Source organism: Bacillus benzoevorans, from assembly GCF_014207535.1.
GTDB classification, from domain to species: Bacteria; Bacillota; Bacilli; order Bacillales; family Cytobacillaceae; genus Bacillus_BD; species Bacillus_BD benzoevorans.
In genome coordinates this window covers 197,455-215,512 of sequence record NZ_JACHGK010000002.1, presented here as the reverse complement: position 1 = coordinate 215,512, position 18,058 = coordinate 197,455, and the positions used below count along the sequence as shown (strand labels likewise).

The 18,058-nt window shown below is 42.1% G+C and carries 19 protein-coding genes; 17 read left to right on the top strand and 2 right to left on the bottom strand.

The window, feature by feature from the left end:
- The first annotated feature begins 19 nt into the window (after window positions 1–19).
- The 3 genes from HNR53_RS04330 to HNR53_RS04320 all read left to right on the top strand — a co-directional run bounded on the left by HNR53_RS04330 (window position 20) and on the right by HNR53_RS04320 (window position 1,872).
- A complete protein-coding gene (locus tag HNR53_RS04330) occupies window positions 20–721 on the top strand; it encodes a 3-oxoacid CoA-transferase subunit A (RefSeq protein WP_184523204.1) in 702 nt (233 codons plus the stop codon).
- 29 nt (window positions 722–750) lie between these two features.
- Window positions 751–1,401 (top strand): CoA transferase subunit B, encoded by a 651-nt coding sequence (locus tag HNR53_RS04325; RefSeq protein WP_184523201.1) that lies wholly within the window; start codon window positions 751–753, stop codon window positions 1,399–1,401.
- An 84-nt stretch (window positions 1,402–1,485) separates the two neighbouring features.
- On the top strand, window positions 1,486–1,872 hold the full coding sequence (locus HNR53_RS04320) for a DUF488 domain-containing protein (RefSeq protein ID WP_221452215.1): 387 nt from the start codon (window positions 1,486–1,488) through the stop codon (window positions 1,870–1,872).
- Window positions 1,873–1,892: 20 nt separating this feature from the next.
- Here HNR53_RS04320 and HNR53_RS04315 read toward each other — a convergent pair whose 3' ends face one another.
- The gene (locus tag HNR53_RS04315; RefSeq protein WP_184523199.1) at window positions 1,893–2,552 is read right to left on the bottom strand and encodes a DNA alkylation repair protein; all 660 of its coding nucleotides are present in this window, start codon (window positions 2,550–2,552) and stop codon (window positions 1,893–1,895) included.
- 184 nt (window positions 2,553–2,736) lie between these two features.
- Between HNR53_RS04315 and HNR53_RS04310 the strand changes: the two genes are divergently transcribed.
- Entirely contained in the window at window positions 2,737–3,219 is a 483-nt protein-coding gene (locus tag HNR53_RS04310; RefSeq protein WP_184523197.1) for a DinB family protein, read from the top strand.
- A 59-nt stretch (window positions 3,220–3,278) separates the two neighbouring features.
- On the opposite strand, the gene HNR53_RS04305 is transcribed toward HNR53_RS04310, so the two are convergent.
- A complete protein-coding gene (locus tag HNR53_RS04305) occupies window positions 3,279–4,043 on the bottom strand; it encodes an IclR family transcriptional regulator (RefSeq protein WP_184523195.1) in 765 nt (254 codons plus the stop codon).
- Between the two features lie 188 nt (window positions 4,044–4,231).
- Between HNR53_RS04305 and HNR53_RS04300 the strand changes: the two genes are divergently transcribed.
- The 13 genes from HNR53_RS04300 to HNR53_RS04240 all read left to right on the top strand — a co-directional run bounded on the left by HNR53_RS04300 (window position 4,232) and on the right by HNR53_RS04240 (window position 18,021).
- Entirely contained in the window at window positions 4,232–5,143 is a 912-nt protein-coding gene (locus tag HNR53_RS04300; protein WP_184523193.1) for an acetaldehyde dehydrogenase (acetylating), read from the top strand.
- Window positions 5,140–6,147, top strand: coding sequence for a 4-hydroxy-2-oxovalerate aldolase (gene dmpG / locus HNR53_RS04295; RefSeq protein ID WP_184523191.1), 1,008 nt, complete (start codon window positions 5,140–5,142; stop codon window positions 6,145–6,147). Before HNR53_RS04300 ends, dmpG begins: the two co-directional genes overlap by 4 nt.
- Before the next feature lie 131 nt (window positions 6,148–6,278).
- On the top strand, window positions 6,279–7,067 hold the full coding sequence (locus HNR53_RS04290; RefSeq protein ID WP_184523189.1) for a 2-keto-4-pentenoate hydratase: 789 nt from the start codon (window positions 6,279–6,281) through the stop codon (window positions 7,065–7,067).
- Complete coding sequence (locus tag HNR53_RS04285; RefSeq protein WP_184523187.1) at window positions 7,064–7,855, top strand: 2-keto-4-pentenoate hydratase; 792 nt, start codon at window positions 7,064–7,066, stop codon at window positions 7,853–7,855. The genes HNR53_RS04290 and HNR53_RS04285 overlap by 4 nt, the downstream gene beginning before the upstream one ends.
- Window positions 7,856–7,887: 32 nt before the next feature.
- Complete coding sequence (locus HNR53_RS04280; RefSeq protein ID WP_184523184.1) at window positions 7,888–8,091, top strand: 2-hydroxymuconate tautomerase; 204 nt, start codon at window positions 7,888–7,890, stop codon at window positions 8,089–8,091.
- 143 nt (window positions 8,092–8,234) lie between these two features.
- Window positions 8,235–9,194 (top strand): NAD(P)H-dependent flavin oxidoreductase, encoded by a 960-nt coding sequence (locus HNR53_RS04275; RefSeq protein WP_184523182.1) that lies wholly within the window; start codon window positions 8,235–8,237, stop codon window positions 9,192–9,194.
- A 367-nt stretch (window positions 9,195–9,561) separates the two neighbouring features.
- Window positions 9,562–10,644 (top strand): dimethylsulfone monooxygenase SfnG, encoded by a 1,083-nt coding sequence (gene sfnG, locus HNR53_RS04270; RefSeq protein ID WP_184523180.1) that lies wholly within the window; start codon window positions 9,562–9,564, stop codon window positions 10,642–10,644.
- 194 nt (window positions 10,645–10,838) lie between these two features.
- On the top strand, window positions 10,839–11,192 hold the full coding sequence (locus HNR53_RS04265; RefSeq protein ID WP_246439279.1) for a hypothetical protein: 354 nt from the start codon (window positions 10,839–10,841) through the stop codon (window positions 11,190–11,192).
- A 60-nt stretch (window positions 11,193–11,252) separates the two neighbouring features.
- Window positions 11,253–12,437 (top strand): acyl-CoA dehydrogenase family protein, encoded by a 1,185-nt coding sequence (locus HNR53_RS04260; protein WP_184523177.1) that lies wholly within the window; start codon window positions 11,253–11,255, stop codon window positions 12,435–12,437.
- Between the two features lie 78 nt (window positions 12,438–12,515).
- Window positions 12,516–13,664 carry an FMNH2-dependent alkanesulfonate monooxygenase gene (gene ssuD, locus HNR53_RS04255; protein WP_184523175.1) on the top strand — a complete coding sequence of 383 codons (1,149 nt, stop codon included), beginning with the start codon at window positions 12,516–12,518 and terminating at the stop codon, window positions 13,662–13,664.
- Between the two features lie 200 nt (window positions 13,665–13,864).
- Window positions 13,865–15,259 carry an LLM class flavin-dependent oxidoreductase gene (locus tag HNR53_RS04250; RefSeq protein ID WP_184523173.1) on the top strand — a complete coding sequence of 465 codons (1,395 nt, stop codon included), beginning with the start codon at window positions 13,865–13,867 and terminating at the stop codon, window positions 15,257–15,259.
- A 161-nt stretch (window positions 15,260–15,420) separates the two neighbouring features.
- A complete protein-coding gene (locus HNR53_RS04245; protein WP_184523171.1) occupies window positions 15,421–16,629 on the top strand; it encodes an acyl-CoA dehydrogenase family protein in 1,209 nt (402 codons plus the stop codon).
- Between the two features lie 15 nt (window positions 16,630–16,644).
- The gene (locus HNR53_RS04240) at window positions 16,645–18,021 is read left to right on the top strand and encodes an LLM class flavin-dependent oxidoreductase (RefSeq protein WP_184523169.1); all 1,377 of its coding nucleotides are present in this window, start codon (window positions 16,645–16,647) and stop codon (window positions 18,019–18,021) included.
- Window positions 18,022–18,058 lie beyond the last annotated feature (37 nt).

Here is an 18,058-nt window from a genome sequence, read left to right as displayed (position 1 = left end):
AACGAAAGGGGCTCATTTTGTGAATAAGGGAAAAATAATAGATTCATTTATAGAAGCGATTGAAGATATCCATGATGGGGCCGTCATTATTGTTGGAGGATTTGGTTTATGCGGAATTCCCGAAAAGGCGATTATGGCTCTCGCAGAACAAGGGACGAAAGATTTAACGATTGTCAGCAATAACTGCGGTGTCGATGATTGGGGACTAGGGATATTACTCGCAAACAAGCAAATTAAGAAAATGATTTCTTCGTATGTTGGCGAAAATAAAATTTTTGAACAGCAATATTTAAGCGGGGAGCTGGAAGTTGAACTCGTGCCACAGGGAACACTTGCAGAGCGGATCCGGGCGGGCGGAGCCGGAATCCCCGGCTTCTATACGGCTACAGGCGTTGGTACAGCCATTGCGGAAGGCAAAGAGCATAAGGTGTTTGAAGGAAAAACCTATATTTTAGAAAAAGGAATCATCGGCGATTTCGCTTTGGTTAAAGCCTGGAAAGCCGACCCTCTTGGCAATCTGGTTTACCGTAAAACAGCCCGTAATTTTAATCCTCTAGCAGCAACGGCCGCTAAGGTTACCATTGCAGAAGTAGAAGAAATAACGGAAAAAGAAGGGCTGGATCCGGATGAAATCCATACACCCAGCATCTATGTGCAAAGACTGCTTTTAGGCGAAGGATATGAGAAAAGAATCGAAAAACGAACTGTTGTGCATGTCTAATGTAAATAGATGTGGGGAGGAGATGTGAAATGAGTAATGCCCGAACTAGAATTGTTAAGCGTGCTGTTCAGGAGATACAAGATGGGATGAATGTGAATTTAGGAATTGGAATCCCGACATTGATCGCCAATGAAATTCCGGCAGATTTCAACGTACTGCTGCAATCGGAAAATGGACTATTAGGGATCGGACCCTACCCGGAAGCAGGTAAGGAAGATCCGGATCTAATCAACGCAGGGAAAGAAACCGTCACGGCGATAGAAGGCGCATCATTTTTTGACAGTGCTGAATCCTTTGCCATGATTCGCGGTGGGCACATCGACTTGGCGATATTAGGAGGTATGGAGGTATCTGAACGGGGAGACCTTGCGAATTGGATGATTCCCGGCAAAATGGTCAAGGGGATGGGCGGTGCGATGGACTTAGTCAATGGGGCGAAACGCGTTGTCGTCATCATGGAGCATGTCAATAAAAAGGGTGAGTCCAAAGTAAAAAAGGAGTGCACTCTTCCTTTGACTGGGAAACAGGTCGTGCATCGCCTCATTACCGATTTGGCCGTATTTGATTTTACCCCGGATGGCATGGTGTTGGTCGAAACTCAAGAAGGGGTAACGGTGGAAGAAGTCAGGCAGCAAACGGAGGCTTCTTTTCAAGTGATTCATGAACTTTTAACAAAATAACGGTGGGGGCATGGAGAAAGTTCCATGCCTCTCTGTTTTGTTTGAGGGACAGAATATAATGATACAATAAAAGGTGAGATCAAGTTGATAGAGAAAGGTGATAAAGTGCCGGACATTTTTTTGAAGAGAATTTATGAACCCTATGATGAATTGGATGGACAGCGGATCCTCATTGACCGGCTGTGGCCAAGAGGAATCCGAAAAGAAGACGCAAGATTAACTAGTTGGGAAAAGGAAATTGCACCAAGCAGCGAACTGAGAAAATGGTTCGGCCATAAGCCGGAGCTTTTTCCAGAGTTTCGTGTGCGGTATCTTGAAGAATTGCACAGTGATAAACAAAAATCACAAAAGCTTGATGAGATTTGCCAGCTGGCAAGGGAGGAGACTGTCACCTTGTTATATGGAGCAAAGGATCCCGTATATAATCATGCCCGAGTCTTGAAGGAAGAGTTAGATTCAAGAATACAATAAGGGACTTAGCATTCAGTCCCTTATTGTAAATATTTGCTTCCTTCTCTGACACTTAATTTTGGCAGGTCATGGGCTTCGATAAATCTTTTCACAGAGTCATGGTTTGTCTTCGAATATTCGCGCAGGATCCAGCCGATGGCTTTTTGAATGAAAAATTCACTGCTCTTATTGTTTTGCAGGATATAGCGGTAAAGCAGTTCTTCATCCGTTTTCTCCTTATATTTCAATTGAAACAGAATGGCCGCTCTTGTCAGCCAAAGGTGATCTCCTTTTGCCCAGCCGTCAATCGTTTCTGGAATCACCTCCGGAAATTTGGCTGCAATTGTTCCTACGGGCTTCGGCGCCAAAGCATCAACCGTATCCCACCACGATTTCGTCATAATCAGCCTCTCGCAGAAAGGAAGATGACTCTTGTCTAATTTTTTCAGTGACCTTTCCATATAATCTAAAGCAGCGTACTGATACTCTCTTTCCTCGAGCTCCCAAAGCTTATCAACGAATTCTTCCTGAAAATCTTGTTTGAGTATTCCGCTTTGTTGATAAAACTCCCTCATTAATTCTCGTCTTCGCGGTGTTTTAATTCCAAGAAAAGGAAAGTTATTCTTCATATACTTTTGCATCGGAAGTGCATTTTCTGCATTCCTGTTTTCTTCAAATAATAGAATTAGTAATTTTATCATAATAAGCTGCTCCTTTTTTGCACCGGATACAATGCAGTTTTGACATACATCTTCATATTATACAGAGTTCATTAAACAAGGAATAGATATGAATGAAAGCGTAATTGAATGGAGTCATGTTTTAAACAGCAACTGTTAATGTGATAGAATAAGAAAACAAACAAGGGGACAGGAGAGATTTATTTTGAAACAGCAATTGATGCAAATCCTACAATATGATTATTGGGCGAACAAAAAATTACTGGATCATATTAAGAGCCTGCAGGAAGAAATTTTTTGCAAGGAAATGAATAGTGTTTTTCCAACATTGGCGGAAACCTTCTATCATATTTTTCGCGGACAAAGAATCTGGATTAAAAGATGTATTCCGGATATCGTTGTGGATGAAAATACTGCCGCATTTGCAGATATCGCAGAGGCACAACGATGTATCCTTGAACTGCATCAAGTTCTGGTAAAGGCAGTTGAGGACTATTTTGATAAAATAGATGTCATTGAATATCGGACGAATACAGGAGCTGTTATGCAGTACCGGTTTCAAGATATTATCTACCATCTTGTGAATCACGGATCCTATCACAGAGGAAATATTGCCTCCATGATTCGCGAATGCGGTTATCAGGGCACTTCGACCGATTATATTGTCTATTTAAGAACAGTGGAATAAAAAATGCGGGACGGTTTTCTTTATATTAAGAAGACCGTCCCTTTTTACCTAGCACATGATTAGTATCCCAGTCTTTCAGAAATAATTTTTCCCGTCAGCAGAAGTTCATTTGCTAAATACTGCACCCGCTGACTTGTAAAACGCTGGCTTGGACCGACAAAATTAATTGCAGCAATGACCTTGCCTGTGTAGTCCTTGATGGGGGCGGAAACCGAGGAAATCCCTACAGTTAATTCATCATGGCTGACCGCATATTTTCTTTCATAAATCCCTGCTAATTCTTTGCGAAACTGCACTGGATCGGTTATGGTGTTCGGTGTGAATTTACGCAGCCCCCTTTCAAGAATCGCTTCCATCACGGTTGTATCACTGTAGGCCAGCAGCAGTTTCCCTGAACTTGTACAATGCGGGTGGTTGTGGAGGCCGGAATAAGAGGAGATTTTTTCGGATTGTTCCGCTTCTACTTTACATAAATACATCACTTCAAGGTTTTCCAGCACCGCAAGATGAGCGGTTTCATTGCATTTTTCAGCCAGCTTTTTAATAAATGGGTAGGCTTCATTATGCAGGTCGATGTTGTTTAGGACAATGGAGCTTAGTTCCAAGAGAGATGCTCCGAGTTCATATTTATTGCTTTCTTCATTTTTTCTCACAAATCCTTCAGAGGCAAGGGTAGCAAGAATTCTGTGTACGCTGCTTTTTCCCATTCCAAGCTCTGCTGCCAGTTCCCTTACGCCTTTCTGCGGCTGATCCATTTTAAAGGAACGTAAAATTTTCAGTGTATTTTTCACGGACGAGAGCAGATGATCCTGTTCCTTTTCCATTTTATTTCCTCGTTTTTTAAAAATTTATAAAAATCAAAAAATAATTCAAAAGTGTCCCTTCTAACGGGACAATCAATAGAGTAAAGATTTTTTCTATACTAGAATTATAGTTAGTTCGGAAAAAGAAGTAAATATTGCAGCTGTAATTAATTGAAAATTCCGTAAAAATAAATAAAGAGGTGAATACAATGGTCAAAGTAAAGGCGGCGATCCTTGGCTCGGGAAATATTGGAACTGATTTAATGTATAAGATGTTAAAAAATGATGGCGCAATGGAACTGGCATTAATGACGGGCATTGATCCGCAGTCTGAAGGACTTGCTCGGGCGCGGGAACTTGGGATACATGCCAGCTATGAGGGGGTTGCAGCGATTTTAGCTGATCCTGAGATTAAAATCGTCTTTGATGCTACAAGCGCTAAAGCTCATATGCAATGTGCCCCTGCTTTAAGAGAAGCGGGGAAATTGGCCATAGACTTGACTCCCGCAGCAGTGGGACCATTTGTTGTCCCAACGGTGAATTTACGTGAGCATCTTGATGCGATGAATGTCAATATGATTTCCTGTGGCGGGCAGGCAACGACACCGCTTGTCTACGCAGTGAATCGCGTTGTACCTGTTCATTATGCGGAGGTCATTACGACTGCCGCAAGCCTTTCCATTGGACCAGGAACTAGACATAATGTCGATGAATTTACGCAGACAACCGCCAATGCGCTGCACATTATAGGCGGGGCGAAAATCTCTCGGGCGATACCTGTTTTCAATCCGGCACAACCACCGGTGAATATGGGGAATACCGTGTATGCAGTGATTAAAGAAGTGTTTGATGAAGAAGCCGTAAAGAAGTCAGTTGAATCGATTGTCGCTGAAATTTCAAGCTATGTACCGGGCTACCGCTTAAAGTGTGCCCCTTTGATTGATTATCGCGATACGCCTTGGGGTCATTTACCAACTGTTGTCATTATGAATGAAGTAGAAGGAGCAGGGGATTTCTTCCCGACTTATGCCGGGAATTTAGATATTATGACTGCTTCAGCATACAGAGTTGGCGAGGTTTACGCCCAACATTTCCTTGGAGCAAAGGAGGAAGTTAAATGAGGAAGATACCCAGATTGACTGATACGACACTTCGGGATGGAGATCATGCCATTAACCACAGCTATACCCCGGAAATGGTACGGGCGATTGTAAAAGATCTAGATGATGCCGGGGTTTCAGTTATTGAAGTCAGCCACGGCTCAGGCTTAAAAGGATCGTGTATTCAGCAAGGATTCTCCGTTCATGCAGAATTCGATTTAATTTCTGCCGCTGTAGAAACAGCGAAACAAGCAAAAATCGCCTCTTTATTTGTTCCGGGAATTGGAACAAGCAAGGAATTGAGGGAGGCAGTAGAGATCGGTATCGATATGATTCGTATCGCCGTTCATTGTACAGAGGCAGATGTTACGGAGCAATATTTCAGGATGGCGAAGGAATTGGGAATTGAGGCAGTCGGTTTCTTGATGATGTCCCATACCCAGCCAGCCAATGTTCTTGTTGAACAGGCGAAGTTGATGGAAGCATACGGGGCGGATTGTGTCTATGTCGTCGATTCCGCAGGCGCAATGGTTCAGACAGCTGTCAGGGAAAAAGTTTCGGCTTTAAAAGATGCGCTTTCGATTGAAGTTGGTTTTCACGGCCATAATAACCTTGGCTTGGCGATTGGAAACACGATCACTGCACTTGAAGCAGGAGCAAATCAAATTGACGGGACTTTAAGAGGATTAGGTGCCGGAGCAGGAAATGCGCCAACAGAAGTATTAGTAGCTGTGTTAAATAAAATGGGCATTGACACGGGGATCAATCTTTCTATCCTAATGGATACAGCAGAAGAGGTGATTGCCCCGCTAATACATTCGCCGATCGTGATTGATCGGGATAACTTATCAAGCGGTTATGCCGGTGTATATAACAGCTTCCTTTTACATGTAAGAAAGGCCGCCGAAAAATTTGGCGTGGGAGCGTCTGAAATTATGGAGGAGCTAGGTAAACGCCAGGCCATTGCCGGACAGGAAGATTGGATTATTGATGTTGCGGTTAAGCTTGCTGAGAAAAAAGTGTAAAAATATTTTGCGAATGGTTTTCAATATTTTTCGAAAATTTAACACTTTACAAATATAAAAAAATGCGAAAGAATGAAATTAGCAACGGTATGAAAGCGTAAATATTTTGGTTCTTCAAAGGGGGAAAGGTAATGATTCAAGAAGCCGCAAGCAGACTGCTGGAAGCAGAAAAGACAAAAATCCCGATCAGCCCTTTAACGGAAACTTATCCTGAGATAACAGTGGATGAAGCCTATTACATTCAATTGGAGCAAATCCGCCGCAAAGTGGAAAAGGGAGCAAGAATCGTCGGGAAAAAGATTGGTGCCACGAGTAAAGCGATCCAAAACTTATTTGGTGTTGACCAGCCGGATTACGGCCATCTGCTGGAGGATATGATTTATGTCGATGGAGACACGATTGCGCTTGATCAATATCTACAGCCAAAAATAGAATGCGAGATTGCCTTTAAATTAAAAAAAGATTTGAAAGGTCCGGGGGTCACCATTCTGGATGTGTTGGATGCAACGGAATATGTGATGCCTGCGATTGAAATCATTGACAGCAGAATAAAAGACTGGCAGATCAAATTTGAAGATACGGTTGCTGACAATGGGTCTTCCGCAAGCGCCGTCATTGGCGGAAAGCCAACAAAGCTTGAAGAGGTGGATTTAGTACATATTGGCATGGTGGTGTATAAAAACGGGGAGTTTCTAGATTCGGCCGCAGGTGCAGCCGTACTTGGCAACCCGCTTCGTGCCATTGTCTGGCTGGCGAACTCTTTAGGAAAATATGATGTTTCCTTAAAAGCGGGAGAAATTGTTCTCGCGGGTGCCTTATCAACAGCGATTCCAATCGAAGCAAATGATACCTTTACCGTCGATTTTGCTCATATTGGCTCCGTTTCCGCATCCTTTACGAAGGAAGGTGCAAAAGAATGATTAAAACCGCTGCGATTGAGGAGATAGCTAAACAGTTATTTTCAGCTGAAAAAGAGAAAAAGTCTGTAGAGAAATTTTTTGATCGTTACCCTGAATTAGATGAAGCCCTTGCTTACCAAGTGCAGGACCGCCTAGTTGAAATGAAGTGTGAAGCAGAAAAGACGAAAAGAGCCGGTCGCAAGCTTGGCTTGACCAGTAAGGCAAAGCAGAGAATGATTGGGGTTCACGAGCCTTCGTACGGAGTGCTGCTTGAAAGCATGCAAATATTTGAGGGGGAACCTGTTTCCATTGCGCCTTTTATCCATGCGAAGGCGGAACCGGAAATTGCGTTTATTTTTAATAAAGATGTAAACGGTCCAAGCGCAACGGTGGCGGATATATTAGCGGCAACGGCATTTGTAGCGCCGGCAATTGAAATCATCGACAGCCGGTTCCACGGTTTTAAATTCACGCTGGCAGATGCGATCGCCGACAATTCCTCTTCATCTAAATTTATTGTAGGTGAACGTTTTTTTAAACCGACGGAAGTAGATTTACGGTTAATGGGCATGGTATTTAAAAAGAACGGAGAAGTCATTTCGACCGGCGCCGGTGCAGCTGTGATGGGGCATCCGGCAAGGGCGATTGCCTGGATGGTGAATAAATTAAGCAAGGTTGGCCAGGGTATTAAAGCAGGGGATATTGTCCTCGCTGGTGCCATGTCTGGTGCTGAAGTCATTGCTGCGGGTGACCATTTCTCGGCTAGCTTTGACGGCATGGGTTCAGTTGAGTTATTTTTCACAGAATAATAAATAAATAAATGTTTAAGGAGATGGGAATTATGCCATTTATTCAAATTAATATTCTAGAAGGTCGTACACCGGAAAAGAAAGAACGTCTGATTCGTGAAGTGTCTGATTTAGTATCTGAAGTATTAGAAGCTCCTATTGAAAGTGTCCGCGTGATGATCAATGAAATGCCGCCGGAGCATTGGGGCATCGCTGGGGATTCGGTTAAGAAACGCAGAGAGGCGAGCAATAAATAACAACGACCGAAGCGAAATAATTTATAAGTTAGGGTGCAGCGGAAAAAGGTTGCACCCTTCATTTGTAAAATATACTTTTTGAAAATTCAATCAAATAGTAAAATGTAGAGGCAACGGTATATAGAAAAGAAAGGATGATCTGTATGAATAAGCTGCCAGCGCATATAACTGATAAATTAACACTTCCTGTTATAACCGCACCCATGTTTCTTGTTTCAGGTCCCGAAATGGTCATGGAGGCGTGTAAAGCCGGAATCATTGGTTCCTTTCCACTCGCGAATGCGCGCACAATAGAAGCTCTCGATCGGTGGATGAGCACGATTACCGAGGGGCTTGCGAGTGCTCGGGAAAATGAACCTGAAAGAAATATTGCACCATGGGCAGTGAATTTGGTTGTTCATCGGACAAATAAACGCTACGAAGAGGATCTGCAATTTATTGAAAAATATCAGCCGCCGATTGTGGTTACCTCTTTAGGGGACCCAAGCAAAGTAGTAAACATCGTTCATAGCTACGGCGGTCTCGTCTTTTCTGACGTCATTAACTTAAAGCACGCAAAAAAGGCGGCAGAAAAAGGAACAGATGGCTTAATCTTGGTTTCAAGCGGTGCCGGCGGTCATGGAGGAACCTTAAACCCATTTGCTTATATCAGTGCAGTGAAAGAGTTCTGGGACGGCATCATAATTCTTGCCGGCGGCATTTCCCATGGGCAGGATATCCTTGCGGCGCAAATTCTTGGGGCAGACCTTGTTTATATGGGCACCCGCTTTATTGCAACGAAGGAAAGTCTGGCGAATCCTGACTATGAACATATGCTCATTCAAGCAGGTGTAGAAGATATCATTTACACTGATTCATTTAGCGGCGTTCATGCCAATTATCTAAAACCCAGTATCGTAAGAGCAGGGCTTGATCCGGAGAAATTGCAGAAGAAGGGAGATTTCAACTGGTCAGAGTCGAAAGAAGGAGCAAAGGCTTGGAAGGATATTTGGTCTGCCGGACATGGCGTCGGTGCCATTAAGAAAATTCAATCCGTTGCCGAGGTCGCAAAAGAATTGCTGCAGGAGTATGAAAGTGCAGTAATACCACATAGAACAAAATAAAACTTTAAACAATAAAGCTTATTGGAAAGATACTTACTCAACAGGCCTTTTATCTTGTTTGGAACATGGGCAGATGAAGGACAAAATCGCAAAGTCATGGAGTAAAAATGTCCTTCATTTTTTAAAAAAGTCAGTCAGACCCGTCTGCGTATCAGTGAGGATAGAGAATACCCCACTGATTGAAGTCAAAGTTCTAAAATATACTTGACAGATCGGATTAATATAATTTAAGATTTAGTTGTACTTGGGAATGTATGACAAAAATGAAAATAACGCCCACTGGACGACCAGAGGCTCATGTCAAATCTTTGCGAAGGGATTTAGACATGGGTCTCTTTTTATTTCATATTCTTGGGGAGGAATTAGAATGGGATTACAATTTGCGTATTGGGCACCAAATGTCAGCGGAGGCCTCGTTATTTCGAAATTGCCGCAAAAGACGGGCTGGTCCTTCGAAGATAATAAACGGTATGCACAAATAGCAGAGGAAAACGGTTTTGACTATGTCTTGCTGCAGACAAGGTTTTTTGCCAGCTATGGTGCTGAAAATCAATTGGAAGCTTCTGCACTTGCTTCGGCTTTAGCTGCTTCAACCAACAAACTCAAAATCATAACAGCTGTACTGCCTGGTCTTTGGCATCCGGGGGTAATGGCAAAAATTATTTCAACGATCGATCATATTAGTAATGGCCGTGCTGCTATTAACATTGTCAGCGGCTGGTTTAAAGGGGAATTTAACGGTTATGGTGAACCATGGCTTGACCATGATGAGCGCTACCGCCGTTCAGAAGAGTTTATTGAAGTTCTCCGCGAGATGTGGACAAAGGAAAGAGCAACCTACCAAGGTGATTTTTATCGATTGAACAATGCACCTTTGAAACCAAAACCAATCCGCCATCCGTTCATTTTTCAAGGCGGCTCATCAAAGGCAGCAAAGGAAATGGCCGGTCGGGCGTCTGATGTCTATTTTACAAATGGCGGCACTTTAGCTGAGATAAAGGAACAAATAGATGAAGTGAGAGCACTGAGAAAGGCAAACGGGAAAAATGAAATTAAATTCGGTGTGAATGGTTTTGTCATTGTCCGCGATACTGAAGAAGAAGCGAAACAAGTGCTGAGAGATATTATTGTCAATGCAGATAAAGAAGCGGTGGAAGGATTTCGAGATTCCGTCCAAGCCGCCGGTGCTTCTTCACCTGAGGGGAAAGGAATGTGGGCAGAATCTGCGTTTGAAGACCTGGTCCAATATAATGACGGTTTCAAAACCGGTTTAATTGGTACAGCCGAACAGGTTGCTGACCGAATCATCGAATTGAAAAAGATTGGTATTGATATTGTCCTTACCGGATACCTTCACTACGAAGAAGACTTAAAAGCTTTTGGTGAAAAAGTGATTCCACTTGTAAGAGAAAAAGAATTGAATTTGAGGGAATCCATCGCCAATATTTAACCTTTATAAAAACTTTTTAAATGCGAAAATATATCTAAAATACGACTTGACAGATTGGATTAATAAGAATAAAATAAGTTTAAATATTTCAAATGCAAAAAAGTGCTGACTAGACAACTAGAGGCGCTCAGTTCTGAGAGGAAGACTAGAACTGGGTGCCTCTTTTTTTTATAAAATTCATCTTAGGAGGGAACATGATGGCACTCCAAAAGCAAAATTTTACAGAAAATGAAAATCAGCAAACCAGCGGAAATAGAAAGTTAAAAGACAGCGAGTATCTGAATTTACCTGATTTGCACTTTTTCCTTTCATGTCAGAACAAATATAAAATAAACAAGGGTGTTTACAATACGATAGATAATTGGTTTTACGAACATGGCGTAGTTCCTATTATTCAGAGACGAATTCACATCCTGGCCTTTTTAGATTTTGTCAACCAAAAAAAAGATTCCATTTCTCATAAATATGTACGATTTGGCAATGGCGGTCTGACTAAAACGTTGAATGAATTCACTGAAGAAATCGAAACAGGGGAATTTAATATTTAGAATCAAAAAAAGCATTCATTTCAAAGATATATTTAACTTCAGATGGAGGTGCATCGACACATGACTGCTGCATTGGATACAAAAAAAGACTACTTGAATGTTGTTCGTCAACTGACAAAAGAGCTTGAGATAACTGCCGTCGAAAGAGATAAAAGGGGAGGCACAGCAAAGACAGAACGAGATTTGATTCGTCAAAGCGGTTTGCTGGCACTTATTACATCCAAATCATTAGGTGGTTATGGTGAAAACTGGAGAACTGTGTTACAGCTTACACGTGAAATCGCAAAAGTAGATGGTTCCATGGCTCACTTATTTGGCTATCACTTTTTATGCTTGAAGTCCGTTCATCTATATGGCTCTCCAGAACTAGCGGCCAAATATGAAAAAGAAACAGTTGATAATAATCTGTTTTGGGGAAATGCATTTAATCCGCGCGATGAAAATGTTGTTGTGCAACAAGTTGGAAATCAATGGGTGGTAAATGGAAAGAAAAGCTTTTGTTCAGGGGCAAAAGACTCGGATAGACTATTGATTTCAGCGAAAAATCTTGAAAAAGAAACGCCTTTTATTGCTGTTATTCCGACTAACCGAAGAGGAATAGTCGTAAAAGATGATTGGGACAGCTTCGGGCAAAGGCAGACCGATAGCGGCACGGTTATTTTTCAAAATGTATTAATCGAAAAGGACGAAGTGCTGGATTTTTATGAACAGGAACAGAAAAGTTTCTTCCCAACTATCCGGACACATACTGCCCAGTCCATTTTAACACATGTTCTATTGGGCGTTTCTGAGGGAGCCTTTGATGCAGCAAAAGAGTATACAAAGACAACCACCCGGCCTTGGATTACTTCAGGAGCGGAAACTGCCGCAAGTGATCCTTATAACCTTCATCACTACGGCGAATTATTTGTTCAGCTGCAAGCAGCATCTGCGCTTGCGGACCGTGCTGCAGAGTCGCTTCAGAATGCTTGGAATAAGGAAAGAGCGATAACGGAAGAGGAACGTGGTGAATGCGGCATAACGGTAGCCGCGGCAAAAGTGATAACGGCCAAAACAGCTTTAGAGGTAACCAGCCGTGTGTTTGAAGTGATGGGTGCCAGAGCAACAGCAGGCAAATATCGTTTTGACCGGTTTTGGCGTAACGTAAGAACACATACATTACATGATCCGATTGATTACAAAATTCGGGATATTGGAAATTGGGTTCTCAATGAACAACTGCCAGAGATTACTCCTTATTCATAAAAAGGGGATTTTATGAAAGGTTTTTACTTTATTAAACGTTAGTAATCTAAATTTACATATAATAAGGGGATGCTAGTAATGGAAATTTTTTGGTTTATACCGACACATGGGGATGGACGCTATTTAGGAACAGCAGATGGAGCGAGGGCAGTCAGTTATTCGTATTGCAAACAAATTGCGCAGGCAGTAGATGAATTAGGCTACAACGGTGTATTAATTCCGACAGGGAAATCTTGCGAAGACTCTTGGATTGTTGCCTCATCATTACTTTCCGTTACCGAAAAATTAAAATTCCTTGTGGCCGTGCGCCCGGGAATTATGAATCCAAGTTTTGCCGCAAGAATGACCGCAACACTTGATCGCTTTTCCAGGGGCAGATTATTAATCAATGTCGTTGCCGGCGGTGATCCGGTAGAGTTAGCCGGGGACGGACAATTCCTCGAACATGATGAACGATATGCACAAACGGACGAATTCCTGCAAATATGGAAGGGATTATTGCAAGGGGAAGAGGTTACGTTCAAAGGCGACTATTTAAGTGTAGAAGGCGGCCAGCTTCTTTATCCGCCAGTGCAAAAACCTTATCCGCCACTATTCTTTGGCGGTTCATCGGATGCCGGTTTAGAAGTGGTAGCGAATCATATCGATGTGTATTTAACATGGGGAGAGCCGCCTGCACAAGTCAAAGAAAAAATTGAAAAGATTAAAAAGCTAGCTGCGGAAAAAGGAAGAACTGTTCGTTTCGGAATTCGCCTTCATGTCATCGTTCGCGAAACAGAGGAAGAAGCTTGGAAAGCAGCTGAAGAATTGATTCAATATGTTGATGATGATTCCATTGCCGCGGCACAAAAGATTTTCTCCCGCATGGATTCAGAAAGCCAAAGATTGATGACGGAGCTTAATAAAGGCGACCGTTCCAGCCTGGAAATTAGTCCAAATCTGTGGGCTGGTGTAGGACTGGTCCGGGGCGGTGCAGGCACTGCACTTGTCGGCAATCCTGATCAAGTGGCCACCCGGATGAAGGAATATGCTGATTTAGGTATCGAAAAATTTGTCTTCTCAGGATATCCGCATTTGGAAGAAGCCTATCGTGTCGCAGAACTGTTATTCCCTAAACTGCCAATTAAGCAGCAAAAGAAAGAGGATGAAGTTGCATTTGTCAGCCCGTTTGGTGAATTGATTGCAAACCAGCATATTCCAGCGAAAAAGACAGCAGCTGTTAAATAATGAATAGGTGAAGAGGACCAAAAAGTCTACCAATCTAGAAATCATTTAATCAATCATAAAAATAAAAAAAGAGAGAAAATATAGAACATGTAAAAGTTGACTGGACGGCCAGAGACACTTTTTAGACTTACCAGGGTGAGTCTGAAATAGTGTCTTTTTTTTATTATTTTTTCAAAATTTATCGATTTGAGGGAAATGAAATGAAGAAAAAAAGAATCTATTTAAATGCTTTTGATATGAATTGTGTAGCCCATCAATCACCGGGATTATGGGTGCATCCAGAAGATCAGTCGCATCGCTATAAAGATATTGAATATTGGGTTGAACTTGCGCAAATTTTGGAAAAGGGCCGATTTGACGGTTTGTTTATTGCAGATGTTATCGGAATTTATGATGTGTACGGGAATGATAAATCAACCACCGTCAAAGAAGCAACGCAAGTTCCGGTAAATGATCCTATTTTGCTAGTTTCAGCTATGGCAAATGCTACTAAGCATTTAGGCTTTGGGATAACGGCATCGACAACATTTGAACATCCCTATCCATTTGCCCGCAGAATGTCTACGCTGGATCATTTAACAAAAGGAAGAGTTGGCTGGAACATTGTTACCTCTTATTTAGAAAGCGGGACAAAAAATATCGAAGTCGGTGATAAATTCGAACATTCGAAACGCTACGATATCGCGGATGAATATTTAGAGGTCCTTTATAAGTTATGGGAAGGCAGCTGGGAAGATGATGCTGTTGTAAGAGATAAGGAGAAAAGAGTTTTCACTGATTCAGATAAAGTACATGAAATCAATCATCATGGTCAATATTTTGATGTTCCTGGTATTCACTTGTGCGAGCCTTCACCGCAAAGAACACCTGTATTGTATCAGGCAGGAGCATCTGAAAAAGGGCGCAAGTTTGCAGGAAAGCATGCGGAATGCACGTTTGTATCAGCGTTTAATAAGGAAGCAGTAGCTGCTTACGTAAAAGACTTAAGAGAACAGGCTTCCTTAAATGGCAGAGATCCTCAGGATATCAAAGTATTTACATTGGTTACACCAATTGTTGGCCGTACAGAAGAAGAAGCACAAGCAAAATATGAAGAGTATGCAAAATATATTAGTTACGAAGGGGCACTTTCCTTAGTGAGCGGTTGGTCAGGAGTTGATTTCTCAGAATATGATCCTGATCAGGAAATTGAATATATCGAAACAAATGCGATTAAATCCGTTCTGGAGCATTTAACTAAAACAGATCCTAATAAAAAATGGACTGTACGCGAACTGGCAAACTTTGCCGGAATAGGCGGGATGGGTCCTGTATTTGTTGGAACACCGGAACAAATTGCTGATACATTTGAAGAGTGGATTGATGATACAGATATCGATGGATTTAACCTAGCCTATGCGATAACGCCAGGAACATTTAAAGATTTTTCCGAACTAGTTGTTCCTGAACTGCAAAAACGCGGTTTGTTCAAAACGGAATATGAAGAAGGAACTCTTCGTGAAAAGCTCTATGGCAAAGGAAAGGCAAAGCTGCCGGAAAATCATGTGGGATCAAGCTATCGAAATCTTGGCCATCAGTTAAAGGTGAATAGCTAAACACTTAACATTCAAAAAGGGCAGGGACAGAGGATGAGTAAAATAAAAGAAAAAACCCCATATTTGAGGGAATTTATCACACTAGATCTGGAAATCTTGCTTAATGAGGCAGTCTTGACTCGGCTTCTGAAAAAATTGAAAGAAAGAGGTAATGACCGTAAATGTCTAAGAAAAATGATCAAATATTTATCCGAAATGAAAGAGATAAGCAGCTTGTCGAGTATGCTAATAAAATTTCAGATGCTGTGAGTAAAACGGCCGCGAAATATGATGAAACTGGAGAATTCCCGTTCGAGCATTTTGATTTGCTGGAAAAAAAAGGCTACTTCAAGCTGGCGCTGCCTCAAGAATATGGCGGTGAAGCACTTTCATTATATGAAATCTTATTGGTACAAGAGAGATTGGCTAGAGGCTCTGGTTCTACCGCATTGGCTGTAGGATGGCATTTGATGACCTTTTTCTCACTAAGTTATACACGGCCATGGAAAGAAACGGTATTTAAAAGATTATGTGAGGATGCCGTACAGCATGGATCATTGCTCAATGTTTTTGCAACTGAAAGGGATGGCGGCAATATTACCAGAGGAAATAAACCAACAACGATAGCAAAGAAAACCCAAGGCGGATATGTGATTTCAGGAAGAAAGGCATTTGCCACTTTGGCTCCATATTTGAAGCATTTTTCCGTTCTCGCCTATATAGAGGATGAAGATAAAACAGCCGAATTTTTAATTGAAAAAGATGAAACGGTGCAAGTCATTCATACTTGGAATACGCTGGGGATGCGAAGCACAGGAAGCCACGATGTAGAAATGACTAACACATTTGTGGCGGATCATGCCCTATTATCATACTCTGACAATCTCTCAAACAGCCGCTTTAATGCAGCAAGTAAAGCCTATACGCTGCAATTGCCAGCGATCTATTTAGGAATTGCTGAAGCAGCGAGAACTTTTATTATCGACTTTGCAGAAAATAAATATTCTCCCAGTCTCGGAAATAAAATATCAGAAGCACCGCATGTGAAACAGAAAATAGGAGAAATTGAGATTCTTCTAAGTTCTTCTAAATTCTTGCTTTATTCTTTAGCAGAAAAATGGGATAACAATGTGAATCTCCGAGAAGAGTTAACAGATGAAGTTTCGATTGCTAAATATACGATCACAAACAATGCTATAAAAATCGTTGAACTCGCGATGTCTATTGCTGGAGGGCATGCCTTGTCGAAAGACTTGCCGCTGGAAAGATATTTCAGAGACGTGCAATGCGGTTTATACAATCCACCGCATAATGATATGATTATCAGTCAAATAGCAGGTTCTGCCCTAAAAAACTATCGGAGCAGTCAAAAAATAACTCAATCAGTATAATAGGAGGTTACTAAAATGGCGAAACCACTTTCGTTTTCAGCGTTTGTCATGAATACACCATCACATATTGTCCATGGGCTATGGCGTGATGAGGCAGGTAATCAGATAAACTATAATGATGTTGAACTATGGGTAAAACTGGCAAAGCAGCTGGAAGAAGGAGGATTTGATGCGATATTTTTCGCAGATGTCATTGGCTTATATGGGAATTACGGCGGAGGCTGGGAATTCCATGCTGAAAATGGTCTGCAAATACCGAGCAACGACCCGATGGTCTTGATGTCTGCGCTCGCGGTGAATACCCAACATCTTGGTCTGGCCTTTACGGCAGCACCGCTGCAAGAACCGCCTTTTAACTTTGCCCGTCGTGTTTCCACTTTGGATCATATCTCCAAAGGTCGAATTGCTTGGAATATGGTGACAAGTTCATCAGAGAATGCTTTCCATAATTTTGGCTACGATGATTTAATCCCACATGATGAACGGTATCGTTGGATAGATGAATATGTAGATGTATTGTATAAACTTTGGGAAGGCTCATGGGATGAAGGTGCCCTTGTACAAGATCGGAAAAGCGGCATTCACGCAGACCCGTCTAAAATCCATAAAATCAATCATATTGGTGAGCACTATAAAGTGGAAGGCCCGCATCTTGTGGCACCATCACCGCAGCGTACGCCAGTGTTGTTCCAGGCAGGTGCTTCTGATGCGGGAAGAGATTTTGCGGCACGTAATGCTGAGGCCACCTTTATCGTGGCACCTGATCCAGAAAATGCCCGGCAACTGATTAATAAAACGAGAAGTCTTGCGCTGCAAAATGGAAGAGAAGCAGATGATATTCGTTTCTATCAAGGTTTGTCCTTCGTCATTGGCGAGACTGAAGCAGAAGCCCGGCAGAAAGCAAATGAGCTAGATCAAAAAATCAATTTAGACATGATGATTGCTCATATGGCCGGCGGTATGGGAATTGACCTTGGGAATGTTGATTTAGATACACCAATTGAAAATATTAAAACGGAAGGAATTAGAAGTACATATGAATGGTTAAAGCAGAGTACACCAGGACGTACTCCTACAGTCAGAGATATTGCCCTTCTAAGAACGAGTGCATCGCGAATTGTTGGAACGCCTGAATCCATTGCCGATCAGCTTGAGATATGGAGCCGGGCAGGAATTGATGGAGTAAACGTTATTAATGCAACGATACCAGGTTCATATGCTGAGTTTATTGATCATGTATTGCCAGTTCTCCGCCGCCGCGGTCTAGCACGTGAGGAACAAGGCAACCTCGAAACATTCCGCAAGAAACTCTTTGGTTCGGATCGAATTAATGAGCGTCATCCAGCGGCAAACTATCGTGGTGCCTTTACTTTGGAGAATACTGTAAAATAATGCTGATTTTTCGAAGGAATTGCCCTCTATCGATTTT